15 protein-coding genes are annotated in these 20,311 nt (G+C 41.1%); 3 read left to right on the forward strand and 12 right to left on the reverse strand.

The features are described 5' to 3' along the window. Nucleotides 1-17: 17 nt before the first annotated feature. The 6 genes from AAEU30_RS10775 to AAEU30_RS10800 all read right to left on the reverse strand — a co-directional run bounded on the left by AAEU30_RS10775 (nucleotide 18) and on the right by AAEU30_RS10800 (nucleotide 7,677). Nucleotides 18-1,286: an inorganic phosphate transporter gene (locus AAEU30_RS10775; protein ID WP_421960509.1), complete on the reverse strand. Its 1,269-nt coding sequence runs from the start codon at nucleotides 1,284-1,286 to the stop codon at nucleotides 18-20. Nucleotides 1,287-1,325: 39 nt separating this feature from the next. Then, nucleotides 1,326-2,003 carry a TIGR00153 family protein gene (locus AAEU30_RS10780; protein WP_421960510.1) on the reverse strand — a complete coding sequence of 226 codons (678 nt, stop codon included), beginning with the start codon at nucleotides 2,001-2,003 and terminating at the stop codon, nucleotides 1,326-1,328. Nucleotides 2,004-2,174: 171 nt separating this feature from the next. Continuing rightward, complete coding sequence (gene phoU / locus AAEU30_RS10785) at nucleotides 2,175-2,876, reverse strand: phosphate signaling complex protein PhoU (RefSeq protein WP_421960511.1); 702 nt, start codon at nucleotides 2,874-2,876, stop codon at nucleotides 2,175-2,177. A 54-nt stretch (nucleotides 2,877-2,930) separates the two neighbouring features. Beyond that, nucleotides 2,931-3,758: a phosphate ABC transporter ATP-binding protein PstB gene (gene pstB / locus AAEU30_RS10790; RefSeq protein WP_421960512.1), complete on the reverse strand. Its 828-nt coding sequence runs from the start codon at nucleotides 3,756-3,758 to the stop codon at nucleotides 2,931-2,933. A gap of 19 nt (nucleotides 3,759-3,777) precedes the next feature. Beyond that, nucleotides 3,778-5,427, reverse strand: coding sequence for a phosphate ABC transporter permease PstA (gene pstA, locus AAEU30_RS10795; protein WP_421960513.1), 1,650 nt, complete (start codon nucleotides 5,425-5,427; stop codon nucleotides 3,778-3,780). Nucleotides 5,428-5,442: 15 nt separating this feature from the next. Then, the gene (locus AAEU30_RS10800) at nucleotides 5,443-7,677 is read right to left on the reverse strand and encodes an ABC transporter permease subunit (RefSeq protein WP_421960514.1); all 2,235 of its coding nucleotides are present in this window, start codon (nucleotides 7,675-7,677) and stop codon (nucleotides 5,443-5,445) included. 384 nt (nucleotides 7,678-8,061) lie between these two features. On the opposite strand from AAEU30_RS10800, the gene AAEU30_RS10805 reads away from it, so the two are divergent. From AAEU30_RS10805 to AAEU30_RS10815, 3 genes are all read left to right on the forward strand, one after another. Beyond that, nucleotides 8,062-8,568 (forward strand): glycine cleavage system transcriptional repressor, encoded by a 507-nt coding sequence (locus AAEU30_RS10805; protein WP_421960515.1) that lies wholly within the window; start codon nucleotides 8,062-8,064, stop codon nucleotides 8,566-8,568. Nucleotides 8,569-8,699: 131 nt separating this feature from the next. Then, nucleotides 8,700-10,787 (forward strand): polyphosphate kinase 1, encoded by a 2,088-nt coding sequence (ppk1, locus tag AAEU30_RS10810; RefSeq protein ID WP_421960516.1) that lies wholly within the window; start codon nucleotides 8,700-8,702, stop codon nucleotides 10,785-10,787. Continuing rightward, entirely contained in the window at nucleotides 10,780-12,267 is a 1,488-nt protein-coding gene (locus tag AAEU30_RS10815) for a Ppx/GppA phosphatase family protein (protein ID WP_421960517.1), read from the forward strand. The genes ppk1 and AAEU30_RS10815 overlap by 8 nt, the downstream gene beginning before the upstream one ends. 40 nt (nucleotides 12,268-12,307) lie before the next feature. On the opposite strand, the gene AAEU30_RS10820 is transcribed toward AAEU30_RS10815, so the two are convergent. From AAEU30_RS10820 to AAEU30_RS10845, 6 genes are all read right to left on the reverse strand, one after another. Beyond that, entirely contained in the window at nucleotides 12,308-12,763 is a 456-nt protein-coding gene (locus AAEU30_RS10820) for a hypothetical protein (RefSeq protein ID WP_290210315.1), read from the reverse strand. A 152-nt stretch (nucleotides 12,764-12,915) separates the two neighbouring features. Beyond that, nucleotides 12,916-16,038: an efflux RND transporter permease subunit gene (locus tag AAEU30_RS10825; RefSeq protein WP_421960518.1), complete on the reverse strand. Its 3,123-nt coding sequence runs from the start codon at nucleotides 16,036-16,038 to the stop codon at nucleotides 12,916-12,918. An 8-nt stretch (nucleotides 16,039-16,046) separates the two neighbouring features. After that, nucleotides 16,047-17,768 (reverse strand): efflux RND transporter periplasmic adaptor subunit, encoded by a 1,722-nt coding sequence (locus AAEU30_RS10830; protein WP_421960565.1) that lies wholly within the window; start codon nucleotides 17,766-17,768, stop codon nucleotides 16,047-16,049. Then, on the reverse strand, nucleotides 17,758-19,083 hold the full coding sequence (locus AAEU30_RS10835) for a TolC family protein (RefSeq protein WP_421960519.1): 1,326 nt from the start codon (nucleotides 19,081-19,083) through the stop codon (nucleotides 17,758-17,760). The genes AAEU30_RS10830 and AAEU30_RS10835 overlap by 11 nt, the downstream gene beginning before the upstream one ends. 87 nt (nucleotides 19,084-19,170) lie before the next feature. Further along, on the reverse strand, nucleotides 19,171-19,539 hold the full coding sequence (locus tag AAEU30_RS10840) for a hypothetical protein (protein WP_421960520.1): 369 nt from the start codon (nucleotides 19,537-19,539) through the stop codon (nucleotides 19,171-19,173). Between the two features lie 163 nt (nucleotides 19,540-19,702). Beyond that, the gene (locus AAEU30_RS10845; RefSeq protein WP_421960521.1) at nucleotides 19,703-20,311 is read right to left on the reverse strand and encodes a paraquat-inducible protein A; all 609 of its coding nucleotides are present in this window, start codon (nucleotides 20,309-20,311) and stop codon (nucleotides 19,703-19,705) included.

Raw genomic sequence — 20,311 nt, forward strand, 5'->3', positions numbered from 1 at the left:
CTTAAAAGCTGCGGGAATTAGACTCCGAACGCAGTTCTTAATATGTAGAAAATAACAATAGCAAGACCAGCGCCTACTGGCAATGTTATTACCCAAGAAACCACAATGTTTCTTACTACACCCATATTAAGTGCAGCTATACCACGGGCCATACCCACACCTAACACAGCACCAACTAAGGTTTGTGTAGTAGAGATAGGTAAGCCGGTACCAGAAGCAATAACAACGGTTGAAGCAGCGGCTAGTTCCGCAGCAAAACCACGGCTAGGCGTTAAATGTGTGATGCCTTCACCAATAGTCTTGATTACTTTTTTACCTAAGATAGCAAGACCGGCAACGATACCAATACCACCTAGTGGTAATATCCACCATGCAAGTGCAGCTTTCTTCGCTATTTCACCATTATTTTCTACGATGTTTACAACCGCAGCTAATGGACCAATTGCATTGGCGACATCGTTAGAGCCATGAGCAAATGCCATGCAACAAGCGGTTAATACCATTAAGATAGCAAATACTTTTTCAACATTGTTGAATTGCATTTTCTTATCAGCTTGTGGATCTATCTTTAAGCGAGAAATAGCAATTTTACCCACGATACCTACTATTACAGCAATACCGATAGCAAATGCATAACCTTCAACCGCACCTAGATTAATACCAATATGCTTTAAGCCTTTTTTAATCGTCACTAAAGACATAATAAAACCGGCTAGACCCATATATACAGGCACAAAGCGTTTAGCGTTTTTAAGTGGAGCTTCGGTATCAAAAATCAGTTTTTGCGCACTCATAAAGATGAGATAAGCGATAAAGCCCGAGATAGCAGGGGTAACAATCCAACTACCTACGATACCAGCAACTTTACCCCATTGAATGGCTTCACTACCTACTGCAACAAGAGCAAAACCAATAATTGCACCAATGATTGAGTGAGTTGTTGAAACAGGCCAGCCTAAAAATGATGCAATAAGTAGCCAACTACCTGCTGCAAAAAGAGCTGAGATCATACCCAGTACCATCAATTCTGGAATATCCAAGAATGGAGTTGAATCGATAATACCTTTACGAATCGTCGATGTTACCTCGCCGCCTGCGAGATAGGCCCCAGCAAACTCAAAAATCATAGCAATAAAAATAGCTTGCTTGATAGTTAAAGCTTTTGAACCTACTGAAGTACCCATAGCATTAGCAACGTCATTCGCGCCAATACCATAAGCCATAAAAAAACCGACTGCTGCGGCAATTAAAATTAATACCGTGCCATAAGATGCAATGATATCCATTGTGTAACCTTAATCTTTCGTTATTGAACTGAGTGTAAATTAACGAGCCAACATCAGCTCAAGACGTGAACCTACGCGCTCTGCAATATCAGCAAGCTCGCCAACCCATTCAATGATTTTATATAAAAACATTACATCAACAGGGTTTAGTTCATCTTCAACGACGCGTAATTGGCGACGAATTTTGATTTGCATATCATCCGTGTCTTGTTCTATTGCATCCAATTCAACTAGCATTTTTTCTACTAAGGTCACTTCACGACCTTTAAAACCAGTCTCTAGTAACTCATCTAACTCATTAATTGCGTTAGATGCTTGTTTAGTCGCATCAACACAACGAGTTACATAGGCTAAGAAATCAGTCTGAATCTCTTTAGGAATGGTCATCTCACGACCAATTACACGACCAGCAATGTCTTTTGCTTTATTTGCAATTTTGTCTTGCTGGGTGACGAGTTCGAGCAGATCTGTACGCTCTACCGGCATGAATAAACCACGCGGTAGTTGTAAACGTATATTTCGTTTCATATCGTCGGCTTCACGCTCTAAATTACGAATGTTCAAGCGAATCTCTTCTGCTTGAGCCCATTCTTCTTTAAATACGTGGTTGAAAAAAGGGATCAAAGCTTTACTTGCTTGATGTACCTTCTTGATGTGATCTTCCATTGGCTTAATAGGAGATTTTGCGAATACCCCTAAAAATGCGTTTGTAGGCATAACTGACCCTTAAATCAAATTAGTATGCTTTGCGGCGTGAATTTTACAGCATTCACAACGATTGTGAACGCTTTTTATTACTTCACTGCCACTTGAGTACAATAAAAATGACTGTTCTGACAGAAAAAGCGACCTTAAGCCGCTTTTAAGAATAAATAATTAGAATCACCGTTATAGTGACTTTTCTATATCTTCTTGAGATGTATGACGAATATCTTTACCGTTAACAAAATAGATGATGTATTCAGCAATATTTTGACAACGATCACCAATGCGCTCTAATGAACGAACAGACCACACTAAATCCATAATTTTTGGGATTGAACGTGGGTCTTCCATCATATAAGTCATAATTTGACGTGTAATGGCTTCATATTCACGGTCAACTTTGGCATCTTCTTTATGAACTTCAAATGCTTTTTGCACATCCATACGTGCAAATGCATCTAAAACATCATGTAGCATTTTAGATACCTGACGCCCCATGTTTTCAATGTTCACTAATAAGTCTTGCTGATCTTTAGTAAACGAGTCTAAGGCAACCTTAGCAATACGTTCAGCTTCATCACCAATACGTTCAAGATCTGCAATGGTTTTAGCAATCGCAACGACTAAACGTAAATCGCTAGCAGCAGGTTGGCGACGAGCAATAATACGTGTGCACTCATCGTCAATATTCACTTCCATCGCGTTTACTTTATAATCATTTTCTCTTACTTTGCGCGCAAGCTCCGCATCACCATTACTGACAGCATCTAGCGCACTATTGAGCTGCTGCTCAACTAAGCCTCCCATGCTTAAAACATGGTTACGTACGTTCTCAAGCTCTTGATTAAAGCGACCTGAGATATGCTTATTAAGATTGTGTTCCATTGTTTACCTTCTTATCAAATTCGTAATAACACAGCAAAATCGGTAGCAATTACCTTAACCATAACGACCTGTAATATAGTCTTCAGTTTTCTTTTTGTTCGGTGTAGTAAATAGAGTATTGGTATCTGAGTACTCAATTAACTCACCCATGTACATAAATGCTGTTTGATCAGATACACGTGCTGCTTGTTGCATGTTATGAGTAACAATTACAACGGTAAACTTATTTTTTAAATCGTTTATCAACTCTTCAATAACTAACGTAGAGATAGGATCAAGTGCAGACGTTGGTTCATCAAGTAACAAAACTTCAGGTTCAATCGCGATTGAACGAGCAATCACTAAACGTTGCTGCTGACCGCCAGACAAACCAAATGCACTGTCATGAAGCCTGTCTTTAACTTCATCCCATAACGCAGCACCACGAAGTGACTGCTCTACCACTTCATCTAGCTTACGCTTTTCTTTAATACCTTGTAAGCGTAGGCCATAAACCACATTTTCGTAAATTGATTTAGGAAACGGATTCGGGCGCTGAAACACCATACCAACATTACGACGAAGGGCTGCAACATCAACGCTTTTATCGTAAATATTTTGTCCGTGAAGTAAAATCTCACCTTCAATTCGACAAATATCAACCAAGTCATTCATACGGTTAATACAACGTAAAAGTGTTGATTTACCACAACCTGATGGCCCGATAAAAGCCGTTACTTGGCCTTTAGGAATTTTCATATTCACTGAGCTTAGTGCTTGCTTATCACCATAGTAAAGATCTAAGTCTTTGATCTCGAGTGCCGTTTGCTCAGAGGCTAAATTTTCTAAGTCCAATTTCAAGCTACCGCCTGATTGGTTTACTTGTGGAGCGACTGTAATCATGTCTTTTTACCTTTACTAATTAATGCTCAAGCGATCTGAATTTTTCACGTAAATGATTACGTATGCCGATTGCTGTGATATTCAATGTAATAATCACCGATACTAACAAGAATGCTGTGGCGTATACTAACGGACGAGCCGCTTCAACGTTAGGGCTTTGGAAGCCAACATCGTATATATGGAAGCCTAAGTGCATAAACTTTCTATCTAAGTGAAAATATGGGAAGTTGCCATCCAGTGGTAATGTTGGTGCCATTTTAACCACACCAACTAACATCAATGGCGCAACTTCGCCCGCTGCGCGAGCAACGGCTAGTATTAAACCTGTCATTATGGCTGGGCTTGCCATTGGTACAATAATACGCCATAACGTCTCAGCTTTAGTTGCCCCAAGAGCCAACGAGCCATGACGAACAGTACTTGGGATACGTGATAAACCTTCCTCCGTTGAAACAATAACAACCGGCAAGGTTAAAATAGCTAAGGTTAATGCTGACCACATAACACCTGGAGTACCAAATACTGGGCTTGGCGCTGCTTCAGGATAGAATAATTGGTCTAAACTACCACCGAGCATATAAACAAAGAAACCTAAACCAAATACACCGTAAACAATCGAAGGTACACCCGCTAAATTGATTACCGCGATACGAATCATTTTGGTCACTGCATTCTTTGCTGCGTACTCATGTAAGTAAATTGCAGCAATAACACCAAATGGAGTCACAATTACCGCCATAAGCATAACCATAAACACGGTACCAAAGATTGCGGGGAACACGCCGCCTTCAGTATTCGCTTCACGTGGGTCATCAGCAACAAACTTGCCCAGTTGAACAAAATAATGCCCTAACTTTGCAAAGAAGCCCATATCATTTGGCTGCCAAAAATCGAGTACTTGATACAACGGAATTGTCACCATTTCACCGCGCATATCTTTAACAATGACTTGGTCGCGCTTTGCTTGATTACGCAATGCGAACAACTGCTTCTCTAATACTAAGTATTCAGCACGAAGTTCAGCGCGTTCTTGTGCTAACTCAGCCACGCGTGCATCAGTGAGCTCATCATCAAGTAAATATGACTTCTCTCTTAAGCGGATACGCTCTAACTCGTAGTTTATATGGCCAATATCACCATTTTGTAAATCAAGCGCTTCTTCGTTTAGCTCAACAGCACGTTCTACAAGTTCTTCTAATAGTTCTGTTTTATTATTAGTGATGACTTGCCCGTCTTTTATCACCTTTTCAACATAACCGTAGAAGTTACCGTTTTTACTGCGCTCGAATACGGCTAAGTCCGCAGGCATAGATTTTGATTTTATGTCAGTCTCTAAAATCCAACGAAAATCTAAATCAACGTATTCACGGTTACCGGTTTTAATTAATAAGCGCTCTAAATGCTCTTTATCAAAACCAGATAAATCAATACCCATCGCCTCTAAGCGAGACTTTGGCACCATCTCACGGTCATAAATTTCACCAATAACAGTTTGTTTTGCTACTGAGCCATCTAACTCAAACTGCGCAACTTCTGATGGCCAGAAAAAGCTTAAACCTTTCCAAGCAATCATTGCTAATAACCCTAATACAGATATTAAGCTGATACTTACTGCACCACCTGTCATCCATATCCAAGGAGAACCTGACTTAAACCACTGCTTTACCATGTCGTGTCTCTCCACTTACATTGAGCTGTATTTATCACGCAGCTGCTGACGAACAAACTCAGCTACTGTGTTAAAAATAAAGGTGAATATGAATAATACAAATGCCGCTAAGAACAAGATTCGATAGTGAGAACTACCCACTTCAGACTCTGGCATTTCGACTGCAATGTTTGCGGCTAATGTACGCATACCTTGGAAAATACTCCAGTCCATAATTGGCGTATTACCCGTTGCCATCAGTACAATCATGGTTTCGCCGACTGCACGACCTAAGCCCATCATTACTGCTGAGAAAATTCCTGGGCTGGCTGTCAGTAGTACAACACTAACTAACGTTTGCCACTGCGTTGCACCTAAAGCTAACGAACCGTTTGAAAGGTGCTTAGGTACGCTAAATACCGCATCTTCTGCTATTGAGAAAATAGTTGGGATAACGGCAAAGCCCATTGCTATACCAACAACCAGAGAGTTACGTTGGTCAAAGGTCATGCCAAGCTCATTGGTTAAGTACTGGCGTACATTTCCATCAAACATCCACAATTCAATCGCACCGCTCATGGCAAACGCGAGCCAACCAATAAGCAATACTACTGGGATTAATAAAATTGAATGAGAGCCTTCAGGAATACGATGACGGATGCTCGAAGGTAGTTTAGTCCAGCCATAAGCGGTACCTAAAATACCCAATGGCAGCATAACCAACAAACCGACAATAGCAGGTAGGTGCTCTTCAATTAATGGTGCAAGCCATAAACCCGCTAAGAAACCAAGTATAACTGTTGGTAATGCTTCCATGATTTCAACGGTTGGCTTAACAACTTTACGTAACTCGCTCGACATAAAGTAAGCGGTATAAATTGCTGCTGATAATGCAATCGGTACAGCAAACAACATGGCGTACATAGCGGCTTTGATTGTGCCGAATGAAATGGGTACCAATGAGAACTTTGATTCAAAATCATCACTTGCTGAAGTTGATTGCCAAATGTAGCCAGGCTCAGGGTAACCTTCGTACCATACTTCTTGCCATAGCGCTGACCATGTTACCTCTGGGTGCTCGTTATGAATTTCTAGCACGGTTAACTTATCATCCGCTAGAATCAATGCAGCATTAGAACGTGGCGCAATTGCAAAGTTTTCAATTGCCCCATCGCTTACTTTACCTTGCCATAACTTTGCTTCACTAGTGGTGTAATAAACACCTAACTCACCATTAGAGCTAGTAGTGAAAAAAGTACGGCGATAAAACTCAGTGAATATATTCAACTTGCTTTGTTTAGATGTTTCGAATGAGCGAATTTTTTGATATTCACGACCATCGTCTGTGTTTACTTCAAACCATTGCGATATCTCACCGTTATCGTTTGCCAACATCAACGAGTTAGCCCCAGCCAGTAATTGAGCCGAAACAAGATTAGCATTTTCTTCATTGGCAGCGAGGATTTGTATCAACTCAACTTCACTTGGGTAACGCGTGTCGTAAATATAAATTTGATTTGCGGTACGAACAAAAACACGCGTCGTATCAGGCGACATAAGAAGCTGATCAACACGTCCTTCTATATCTAGCTCAGTGCGCTCTACTTGCCATTCAACCTCACCGGTAAACATATTTTCTTCAGCAACAAAGCTACTAAACATAATGCGCTTATCTGCAGTTTGTGCAACCACAGCAGTGCTATCCTCAAAATGGCTGAATGCAAACTGTGATAAAGCAGCCCCTTCATCGTCAACAATCAATGAAACTTCACCTAACGGGTAATCGAGTCGAGGTGTTAACTTGCGGGTATTATTTGGAAAAGTAACAAGAAACTTTGGTGCAACAATGCTCACCGTGCCGTTTTCTAAACCGTATGCATATAAACCTTGAAATGGTGCGCTGTTAGCAAAGCTTGTTACATCAGCCTCTAGCGAAACATCTAATGACGCTAGTTTCTGGCCAAAAGTCGCTTCTTCAACATTGTAGAAATCCACACTGCCTTGCTTAGAAAGTAAAAAAGCGACTTCTGTTTGCTCTTCCACCCCTATCCCAACGACTTGATCTGCATTGTTTAAAGCAAAGCTATCGCGGGTTTCGACCTTAGCTGATTCGAAAATAGGCTGAACAACATAAAGCAGATAAAAGAATATTAGTAGCAAAGCTATTAATACCATTATACCGCCAGCAGTAATGCTAAATTGGGCAAACCTGTCTTTAAATAGACGGCTTCTATCCGTATTAAAAGACGGTTTATTCGGATTGGAAGTCATCGAAACACCTTTAAAACTTAACGTTGGGCTGATTATATTTCACCAAGATGACAGTATTGTTACAGCCGTCATAATTACGCGGTTATGTTTTCATATTTAAACGCTATGCATAAAAGGCATTACTTTTCATGTGGTTAAGCTAAAACCTAGCAAAATGAGAAAAATTCAATCAACATTTTTATGCATAATAATCATAAAGTTATAGCATTAGGGACATAAAAAGGAACTAATTTATAGTTTACTTACAGAACTTAAAGTCAAAAAGTTGGACAAAATAGCGGATAGAGTCAATACTCAATCTGATTTTTTAAACATAACAATCATGCAACTATTTTACGCCGACGCACTTCTCTCTTTATAATCGGTATTTTTAGGAATCTACTTATGAAGCAACTAGTTATAACTATTTTAGGGCTAGATAGACCCGGCCTTGTAGAAGAAATATCATCCACCGTTTTAAACCATCACGGTAATTGGTTAACAAGTAACTTAAGCCACCTAGCTGGACATTTTGCCGGCATTATTGAAGTGGCTGTACCTGAAGAGCATTTACAAGAATTACAAGACTCCCTACATGCTCTTGAAAAGCTTGAAGTGCGTATTGAAACTGGTGTTGACTCTTTAGCCGACAACCCGGCTGAAAAGCTTAACTTTGTTATCACTGGTAATGATCGCCCCGGTATTGTGCAAGAGCTCGCAGGTGTAATTAGACACAAAGGGGCAAATATTACGCATTTAAATTCAAAGCAGCAAAGTGCACCTAATTGGGGTGTGCCTATATTTAGCGCTGTTGCGACAGTTGAGTTACCTAATGGTATGAATAAAGATGAAGTGGTCGCTGCACTTGAAGCTATTACTGCTGATTTGATTGTTGATATTGAAGATGCATAGCAAGATTATTTTTTAGTCCCCTCTTCACCTATTTCTAGCATGACAAGCATGTAATAAAAATGACATGTTTGTCATGCTAGTGTCATCTTCTTGTTCTATCTTTTAGTTAGCTTTAAATAAAGGAATAGAACATGAATGCTTGCACTGACTTGCCGCAAACAATAAATTACTTTGCCCCTGAACTAAGTTGGCTTTCATTTAATGAGCGCGTATTGCAAGAAGCGAAAGATAAAAACAACCCGATCATCGAACGCATGCGCTTTTTAGGGATATTCTCGAATAACTTAGACGAGTTTTTTAGAGTCAGGGTTGCCGATGTAAAACGCCGTATTTTACTCAATAAGCTCCCTGATACGAACTTTGATGAAGACGAGCTACTGCTTACCCAAATCCAGCAAAAAGTTTTACAGCTAGGTAAAAAATTCAATCAAATACACCAACAAATACTGGTTGATTTAAACGAACATAACATTCATGTCGACCGTCCTGAAAAGCTCAGTGCATTTCATATCAATTGGTTAAGAACATTCTTTTTCGACAACGTACTACAGCATATTGCCCCTATAATGCTGGATGAGAATAAAGATTACTCTGATCATATAAACGATACCATGACCTATTTGTTCGTGGAGATGCTCAGTGATAAAAGCCACTATGCAATGTTAGAAGTACCAACTGATCGCATACCTCGATTTGTGATCTTACCCCCTGAAAAAACCCGTAGACATAAAACCATTGTATTGCTTGATGACATTATTTTGTTTTTTATAAATGATGTTTTTAGTAGTTTTTTTAGTTTTAATGAAATCCAAGCTCATGCAATCAAACTCACTCGTGATGCTGAATACAACCTTGATGATGAGCTAGAAGAAGGTATTTTAGATAAAATGTCTAAAGGCCTAAAGCAGCGAATATACGCAGAGCCTGTGCGACTGGTGTATGATGAAGCCATGCCTGAATCTATGCTCAAAGTAATGAAAAAGCGTTTAGGTGTAACTCATCATGATGCCCTTATTCCTGGCGGGCGTTATCGTAACTTTAGAGATTTTATTAGTTTTCCCAATATTGGCCGCCAATATTTAGAAAATAAAAAATTACCAGCACTGCAAAGCACTGCTTTTAATAATCACGCCAGCGTGTTTGACGCAATCAGCAAACAAGATATATTGCTTTATTACCCATATCACACCTTTAATCACTTGCTTGAGTATGTACGCCAAGCAGCGTTTGATCCAAAAGTTACACAGATAAAAGTAAACATTTATCGCGTAGCCAGTAAATCACGCTTAATTTCAGCTTTAATAAATGCAGCTCAAAACGGTAAAAAAGTCACCGTAATGGTTGAGTTAAAAGCCCGCTTTGATGAGCAAAACAATATTGAATGGGCGAAGGTACTGAGTGCTGCGGGCATTAAAGTTATTTTTGGTATTCCTGCATTAAAAGTACATAGTAAATTATGCATTATACATCGCCGTGAAAAAGGCCAAATTGTAAAATACGCGCATGTAGGCACAGGAAATTTTCACGAAAAAACCGCAAAAATTTATACGGACTTTAGTTTATTTACTAAACACACCGGTATTTGTGATGAGAGTGACAACGTTTTCAAATTTATACAAAACAGTTATAAGCCCTTTGTATTTGACCATTTGATGATTTCGCCAGTCAATGCCCGTGAAGTACTCAAAGGCTTAATTAACCAAGAAGTGACACATGTAGAAAATGGCCATAGCGGTAAAATAACTATAAAAATAAACAACTTGGTTGATAAAGAGTTGGTCGACTGCCTGTACCTAGCAGCACGAAAAGGTGTTAAAATTCGTATCATCGTGCGCGGTATGTGCTCTTTAGTGCCTGGTTTAAGTAACTTTAGCGATAATATCCGTGTTATTAGTATTGTTGACCGCTTTTTAGAGCACCCACGGGTGATGGTGTTTGGTAACAATGGCGAAGAAAAAGTCTATATTTCATCTGCAGATTGGATGACTCGTAATTTAGATCATCGTGTTGAGGTGGGTGTGCCTATTTATGATGAAAAGCTAAAACAGCTGATCATTGATATAATTGAGCTACAATTTAAAGACCGTACCAAAGCGCGCATTATCGATAGTGAGCAAAAAAATAACTACGTTAAACGTGGTAACCGTAAAAAAATTCGCTCACAAATAGCGATTTATGATCACCTAAAAAAATGGGAACATAATTATAACAATGAATGATTATCCTTCAATTGCTGCCGTTGATTTAGGCTCAAATAGTTTTCACTTAGTGGTAGCAAGAGAGGTAGATGGCTCTTTGCAAATTCTCCATAAAGAAAAGCAACGAGTGTACTTAGCTGATGGCTTAGATGATAAATTTCAATTAAGTCAGGCCGCTACTGATAGAGCTTTGGCAGTCTTAAAGCAATTTGCCGCGACATTACAAGATTTCCCAGAGAGTAATGTAAAAATTGCAGCCACTTATACTCTCAGGCGCGCTAAAAACATTAACTCGTTCTTAACTCAAGCGAGCAAAGTGTTTCCATATCATATAGATGTTATATCTGGTCAAGAAGAAGCCCGCTTAATTTATCAAGGCGTTGCCCACTATATCCACCATGATGAGAACCGTTTAATTATTGATATTGGTGGAGGTAGTACTGAACTTATCATCGGTAAAAACTTTAAACATAAATTGCTAGCTAGCCGCAACATGGGGTGTGTAAGCTATACCAAGCAATTTTTTGCTGATGGCATCATTAGTGAAAAGCGCTTTAAGAAAGCACAAATAAAAGCAGAGCAAGAGCTTGAGATTATCTACGCTAACTACATTAGTGCAGGTTGGGGCTCAGTTGTCGGTACATCAGGCACGATTAAGTCAATTCTGGCGATGATAAGTGCTAATGATCCAGAACAAAAAAACATTACTTTAGAGCGTTTACAAGAACTAAAAACGCAGTTTATAGCCGCTAAAACCATTGATAACTTATTGATCACAGGCTTAAGCCCAGAGCGCCAAGTAAGTATTTGTGGTGGCTTGGCCATACTAATTGCTATTTTTGAGTTATTTGCCATTAAAGAGATGGACTACAGCGACTTTTCCCTGCGTGAAGGTCTACTGCATGAAATGCAACAAAAGCTGGCTCTTAAGGATATTCGTACTAATACAATTGCGAACTTAAGTGAAAGAAATGCTATTGATAAAGTACATGCTGGACGAGTAGCTGTTACTGCTGACTGGTTATTTGAGCAAGTGCAAACTCAGTGGCAATTGGATTCATTGGATAATCGTCAGCTGCTAGGCTGGGCAGCACAATTACATGAAATCGGTTTGAGTATTAACTCATCTGGTTTACATAAACACAGTGCTTATGTTGTGCAAAATAGCCAGCTTCCGGGGTTTACTCAACAACAGCAAACATTATTAAGTTGTATGATCCGCTTTTATCGCAAAAAAATACGCCTAGAAGAATTCCCTAATTTACTGTCTGTGCCACATTTTAAAATATTGCAGCTGATAGTATTACTAAGATTGGCTGTTTTATTAAACCAAAAGCGCTTGAGTGGTCAAAACCAAGAATTGGCAGTAACGGTGAAAGGCAGCAGCATGTTATTGCAATTTCCGGTTGGCTGGTTAGCAGAGCAAACTTTGCTTTTAGCTGATTTACAGCAAGAGCAACGCTATCTGAAAAAGGTCGGTTTTTTAATCGACTTTGTATAGGACGTTTGGATAGCGTTACGCTATCCAAACTCTTATAAACTTACATATCCATATGACGGTTAGAGCTTTGCATCATTTGCTTTACACCTTGCTGCTCAAGCTCCAGTAATTGCTGTAGTTTTTCTTTACCGTGCTCTGTCTCAGCACGCCCTAATAAATACTCATATAAATCGATAACTTTTTGATGTTGGGTCGTTAAGTAAGCTTGAATTACTTGTTCATCTACTTGCTTATCTTTGTTCAGATCATTAAAAGTAAGCAACTCAGGGTTTTCAGCAAAATACTCATAACAATAAGTATCAAGGGTGTTAATTTCCGTAATAGCTTTAAAGCCCACAAGATCTTCTGCTAACTTTTTTTCATACTTAAGGTAGTATTCAACCAGCATTTTATTATGCTCATCTAAAGTATCTTTAACGCTATAAAAATTCGCCGCCATTTGGGTGTGAAACAAAACTGTCCAATCGTATACTTGTTGTATTGTTTTAACTTGCATGTGCATTCCTTATTAACTAACGTTATTCATCAATACAATGCGTGATCTATGCCAAAACAAAAAACCTTAAAAATCAAGGTTAAATAAGCATATCGTGTAACTTATAAACTATAAAGCAGTACAAGTTACACACCTTAGGTAAAAGTTATAGGCTATGAGCTGATACCCCGCTTACGCCATAACAAATACACTGCGGGTAGCACTAACAAGGTTAGAACGATGGCGCTGAACATGCCGCCGACCATGGGGGCGGCGATGCGGCTCATTACTTCGCTGCCGGTGCCTGTGCCGTAAAGTACGGGGAGCAATCCGATGATTATGGTTGCGACGGTCATCATCACTGGGCGTACTCGCAGGCCTGCGCCTTCGACTATGGCTTGCTTAAGTTCTACAAAACTAAGCGTTGTGCCGGCTTGTTGTGCTTGCGCGCACTTTTCATTGTAGGCTTGGTTTAAATACACCAGCATAATGACGCCAATTTCCACCGCGACCCCAGCAAGGGCAATAAACCCCACACCCACGGCGACTGAGAAGTTAAAGCCTTCTAAGTACATGAGCCAGATACCGCCTATCATTGCCAGCGGTAAGGTGGCCATTATTATGGCTACTTCAACAAAGCTTCGAAAGTTAAGATACAACAGCACAATAATAATCGCTAAGGTCAGTGGTAATACATAGGCGAGCTTGTCTTTGGCGCGCTCCATGTACTCATATTGCCCAGCCCAAGTTATTGAGTAACCCGCTGGTAGCACTAGCTTTTCGTCCAGTAATTGGCGCGCATTATCTACATAACTGCCAATATCAATGCCATCAATATCAATAAAGCTCCAACCATTTAGGCGTGCGTTTTCACTTTTTATCCCCGGTGGGCCGTCTTCAATAAATACATCCGCCACATCTGCAAGCGCTATCCGCTGACCTGATGGGGTGACGATGGGCAATAACATCAGCTCTTCAGGTGAATCGCGGTAATCTTGTGGGTAACGTAGGTTTACCGGATAACGCTCTTGCCCTTCGACCGTTTCGGTTACATTCATGCCCCCTATCGCTGTAGCGACCACTTGCTGCACATCAGCAATGTTTAAGCTATAACGAGCGGCTTTTTCGCGGTTGATATCCACCTTAATATACCGTCCACCCGCTACGCGCTCAGAGTAAACGGAAGCCGTACCGGGTACATCTTTAAGTAATACTTCAATCTGCTGGCCAATTTTTTGGATCTCATTCAAATTTGGCCCCGCGACTTTAATGCCTACCGGCGTTTTAATACCTGTTGCTAACATATCAATACGGGTTTTGATTGGCATAACCCACGCACTTGTCAGGCCTGGAAACTTCACTAAGTCGTCGAGTTCTTTTTTCAGCTTTTCTAGCGTCATACCTGCGCGCCACTGCTCTTTAGGCTTAAGCTGAATAAAGGTTTCGATCATAGTCAATGGCGCAGGATCGGTGGCCGTTTCTGCCCGCCCGACTTTACCAAATACCGTTAACACTTCTGGCACTGTGGCGATGAGCTTATCGGTTTGTTGTAAAATCTCCCGCGCTTTACCAATCGATAAGCCTGGGTAAGTGGTCGGCATATACATTAAATCGCCTTCATCCAACGGCGGAATAAATTCACTACCAATTTTATTCACTGGATAAAAACCAATAATCGCTACCACCACAGCTAACACTAAAGTCATTTTAGGAAAGCGCAATACCGTATTAAGCAGAGGCTTGTAAGCATTCACTAGCAAGCGATTAACCGGATTCTTTTGCTCTGAAATGACTTTGCCACGTATAAAATAACCCATCAGCACTGGCACTAAAGTGATCGCCAAACCTGCTGATGCCGCCATTGCATAGGTTTTAGTGTACGCCAGTGGAGCAAACATGCGCCCTTCTTGTGCTTCTAAAATAAACACAGGCATAAAACTAACGGTAATGATCATTAAACTAAAGAACAGCGCGGGGCCGACTTCACTGGCTGCATCGCTCACCACTTGCCAACGGTTTTCATCCGTTAATGGTTTTTTTTCCATGTGCTTATGCATGTTTTCAATCATCACTATCGCGCCATCGGTCATTGCACCTATGGCAATGGCAATACCGCCCAGCGACATAATATTGGCATTAATACCTTGCCAATACATGATGATAAACGCCGTTAAAATCCCCAGCGGTAAAGTAATAACCGCCACTAAGGATGAGCGCACATGAAATAAAAACACGACGCAAATCAATGCGACGACAACCAGCTCTTCGAGCAGTTTACTGGTGAGGTTATCTACTGCATTTTTGATCAGATTAGAACGGTCATACACTGGCACGATTTCTACCCCATCGGGCAAGCCTTTCTTGAGTGATTCGAGCTTTGCTTTTACCAGCTCTATGGTTTTTTGTGCGTTTTCGCCATAGCGCATTACCACTACGCCACCTGCAACCTCACCTTCACCGTTTAGCTCAGCGATGCCTCGGCGCATTTGTGGGCCAAGGCGAATATCGGCAACATCACGTAACTGTAGCGGTGTGCCATTGGCATTGACACCCAGCGGTATAGCTTCTAAATCAGCCACGCTTTTAATATAACCGGTGCTGGTTACCATGTATTCGGCTTCGGCCATTTCTACCACTGAGGCACCCATTTCTTGGTTACCTTGCTTTATTGCGGTTTGAATCAAACTCAGTGGAATTCCATAAGCACGTAATTTATCTGGCTCTACATTGACTTGGTACTGCTTAACCATACCACCTACAGAAGCCACCTCTGACACGCCTGGTACGGTTTGCAATTCAAACTTTAAAAACCAATCTTGCAAGCTACGTAGTTGGCTAATGTCGTGCTGATTGGTTTTATCCACCAGCGCATATAAATAAACCCAACCAACACCGGTAGCATCTGGACCCAACTCTGCGGTTGCGGTATCGGGTAAGCGACTAGCCACTTGGCTTAAGTACTCTTGCACTCGGCTTCGCGCCCAGTACAGATCAGTTTTTTCATCAAAGATGACATACACGTAAGAGTCACCAAAAAATGAAAAGCCCCGCACTGTTTGTGCTCCAGGTACTGAGAGCATGGCAGTGGTAAGCGGGAAGGTGACTTGATCTTGCACTACTTGCGGGGCTTGTCCTGGGTATGAGGTTTTAACAATTACCTGTACATCGGATAAATCAGGTAAAGCATCTACGGGGGTATTTTTTACCGCAAATAAACCACCACCGATCAAAATTGCTGTAAGTAACAAAACAAAAAAGCGATTAGTAACGGACCAACGAATAACTGCTGCTATCATAAAGCCCCCTAGTGACCACTGTGAGATTGCATGTTTGATGCAACGTCAATGCGCTGGATCACAAATTCACCCGCTTGCACACTAAAGGTAAATGCCAATTTCTGCTGCGCTGAAAGGTGGCTTAAATCAATATTTTCAGCAAATATAAAGTTCATAGTTGCAGGACCTCGGTTCCATTTTCTAATTGCGCCGCGGCTGATATTGGCAATCCGTTTCTCTTTATCAATAGTATTGATAGTGCCTGTTACCGTGGCCATATTATCAGCCTCATTCATTATATGGGTTGAATCCATAATATGAATAGCGCTTATCAGATAGTTGTCATCGGCTTGTTTAGTCAATTCAAAATGCAACGATTGCCCTGCTTGTAGCGCCTGAAAATCAACACTATCGGCAACGCTAAAGTCCATAGTCATACTAGGCCAATCCAATTCTTCCATTGGTTCATGACTAATATTAACCATACGGTGACCAGCCATGATGCTATTCACCACGCCTTTGCCCCATACACTAGTGATGGCTTCTGGTGTTTGCATACGTTTAAAGTCAGAGCTTTTACTGGATTCAGAGTCCAATAAAAATTGCGCTGACGTTACTACTTCATCATCTGCTTTAATACCCGCTAAAATAACGGCATGCTGGTTATCACTGCGGCCAAGCTCTACTGCCACTGATTTAAAGCGCCCTTCTCCTAAAGCGATAACAACACGATCTTGGGAGCCGGTGCGGATCACCGCCTCTTTTGGCACAATAAGTTGCGGCTGTGCGGCTTTAGTATGAATGCTCACTTGTGCAAACATGTTGGGCTTTAGTTGATGATCTTCATTATTAAAGCGCAAACGAACCCGCAGCGTACGGTTTTTGGCATCTAGGGTTGGGTATATATAATCAACCTTACCTCGCCAGCTTTGCCCGGAAATATAATCAAGGGTCATGGTAACCGGTAAGCCCACTTCGATTAGTTGTGCTTGACGCTCAAATACCTCGGCTTCTACCCAAACCTCATCAAGCTGAGCAATACTCATCATTGAAGTGCCGGGCTTTACATAAAAACCTTCACGAACGTTAAGCTCATCGACCACGCCACTTTGGCGTGCATAAAAGGTAATATTTTGCATCACCTTTTTATTTTTTTGTAAGCGCTCAACAAAACCATCCGATACATTCAATGCTTTTAAGCGCGCTTTGGCAGCACGAATAAGTACTGGGTTATTGCGATTAACTGCCAGAACAAACTCTTCTTGGGCATTCACCAATTGCGGTGAATACAAGGTATATAGCGGCTCCCCCTTCTTAACTTGATCGCCTGCGGCTTTAATAAACAACGTTTCTAACCAACCTTCTACTCGCGGATGAATGTGGATTAACTCATCTTGGTTATATTGTACAAAGCCCACTGTTTTGACTTTAGTTTGCAATGATTTTAATTGCACTTTAGTGGTTCTAACACCAAGGTTATTGATCACAGCAGGAGAAATCACCACCGCACCGGGACCATCTTGGCCGCTGCTCTTATTTTCTTCATAAACAGGCACTAATTCCATTCCCATTGGCGAAAGGCCTGGTTCGTCACGACGATAATTACTGTCCATAGGCGCAACCCAATACAAGGGGATTTGCTCTACCTTAGCGGCTGTGGAGTTTGTTGAGTCATTCATAAAAGTAAAGCCAGCCGACGCAATACAAGCACCGAGCAACACTGCGATAAGCAATTTTAAATTAGTGTTCATCATGCTCTCCTGTTAGTAGCTCTGTCATTACCGCAGAATCTTTGCTACTGGCATAATAATTCAAGCGAGCAATAATAATTTGTTGATCAATTTGGATGTTTAAAGCGTCGATTTTGGCATTGAGTTCGCTGATGCGAGCACGCATAACTTCTGAGAACTCACCATCATCGCGAGTATAAGCATTCAGCGTAGCCTGTGCTTGTTCGGCCATTTGTGGCAATAACTTAGTTTGATAAAGCGCATCCCGTTGTTGTAGCCGTGCAAGCTGGCTAAACTCTTTAAAATACATCCCTTTGAGCCTTTGTAGTGCTAGCAATTTCTCTGTTTTCACCGACTCTGCCATGGCAATAGCAGCATTAACTTGTTGGTCTTGACGATTGTCGGTAAACAGCGGTAAATCGATACTAATACCCACCGAAAACAAATCAGCACGAGACTCTCCCATTGGCGTATCATCGCGATAGCCATAGCCCATATTTACGCCAAACTGCGGTTTATAACCTTGCTTGGCAACATCTATTTCGGTTTGCTTAGCCATGACGGTTTGATCTATTGCCACAATTGCAGGGTGCGTCATTAACAGCGGTATTAACTTGGTAAATTCTAGTTTTTCAAAATCAACCAGTGGCATTATGTCAGTACGGTTAGTGCTAACAGGTTGAGTTAACATGTTCATTGGTAGCCACTGCGATAAGCGCTTCTTAGCACTTTCAAATTGCTGTTCAAGCATTACAAGTTTATCTTCAAGGCGAGTTAGCTCTAACTGCGCGCGAATGATGTCTTGCTGACGAGTGTTCCCAACCGAGCTTGCATAACTCGATTCGGTAATATCAATCAATTGTGTGAACAGGCCTTTATCTCGCTCAATCAGCGCGATACTCTGCTGCGCTCGGTACGCATTGAGCCAAGATTCAATGACGATGGTTTTAACCTGCGCAAGCCTATCGGCACGTAGCCAAGGATATTGCTGAGCTGATTGAGCTAAAGCTTGCTGCTTCAGCTCAAGGCTATCACCACGACTAAACATTTGGCTTACGCCCACCTTAAGTTGGGTCATTCCTTCTTGATCAAAGGCAAAGCCATCGGTCGGAAGATTCATTAGCCCAACTGTTAAGATGGGATCTGGCAAAGTGCCCGCTGCTAGGCTTTGTGCTTGCACTGCTGCTTGCTGATACTTATTGGCTGTTAACCAAGGCTCATTGTTAAGCGCAACGTTAAGTGCTTCATCAAGGCTTAGTTCATTACCGTGTGTTGAGATTGCCGTTGTTAGCAAAAGCGCTAAAAAACTGGCTTTAAGTACTACGAAGTGATTCATCACTTACTCCACTAAAATTAAAAAAAAGATTAAATTTAGAGGCAGAAAAGGTGATTTATATAAATTTTAGACGCACCTATCCTGCAATTAAGCAGGCATAGGAGGACGGTATAACGAACTGGCTATTCGGTGTTGATCTTGCGGGGTGTGAAGTTGTACTTTTTCAGACGGCGATAATAGTGTGGTAAATAAACCATCCATACTCAGCATTGAATGTGCAGAGCATGCACTAACTGGGCAGCTACATTCTTGATTGGCTGTTGTATCATCATTACAACAATCCATATTCATCATGCCAGCGGACATATCATGATGCATATTATGACTATCCGTCATGCTTGACTGTGACTGACTCATGTGTGGCATTTCACAACTCATAGTTACAGACGCAACGGCTTGGCCCACTAAAGTGAGTAACAATACGATGGTCAATAAACTAAGCTGAATACGTTGCAAAAAGTAGCCTTTTATAAATTAGGTTCTAGGTTCTAGGTTCTAGGTTCTAGGTTCTAGGTTCTAGGTTCTAGGTTCTAGGTTCTAGGTTCTAGGTTCTAGGTTCTAGGTTCTAGGTTCTAGGTTCTAGCGAATTTTATGGTAACTCGTTAGTTAACACAATCTTTTAGCCGTTTTTTGGTTCAATCTTAATTAAATTACTGGCGGCGATCGCGAATAAACAATACCCGGTAAAATACCAAAAACCGGCGCCAAACTCTGCGTGCATAATGATAAGTTCGCCCATTTGTCCATCGGCATTACCTGCTAGGTAAGCTACGATTAAAGCAATGACAAACACATCAACCATACTCCATTTACTAATGCGTTGCACAGTCGAGCCGAGTACTCGCTTAAAACTATTCACCGGTAAAAATAAATAAATCAGTTGCAGTAGTAACTTTAAAGTTGGAATGACAATAGAGAACAACGCCACCAGCACTGCAACTAAATAGTTTTTATTATTGGCAAGTTCAGTCACCGTGCCCCAAATACTGCGTGTTTTTTTATACGCACTAATTTCACCTTCCAGTTTATCGAGCCCTAGCATGCTTGATGCCATTGCTAATATATTACGGGTATTGCGATCACCTTCATCTGCCAGCATCTCGATACCTGTTTGAGCTAGTTTAGACTTATCAATCTTACCCTCTAGAGTCAAAACTGGCTGAGTAACTCCAGGAATTAATAACGCTAAGGCAATTAAAATAGTGGTAACTGGTAATAAAAAACGCAT

Origin of the sequence: Pseudoalteromonas mucoides (genome assembly GCF_049257175.1) — a bacterium.
Lineage (GTDB): Bacteria > Pseudomonadota > Gammaproteobacteria > Enterobacterales > Alteromonadaceae > Pseudoalteromonas.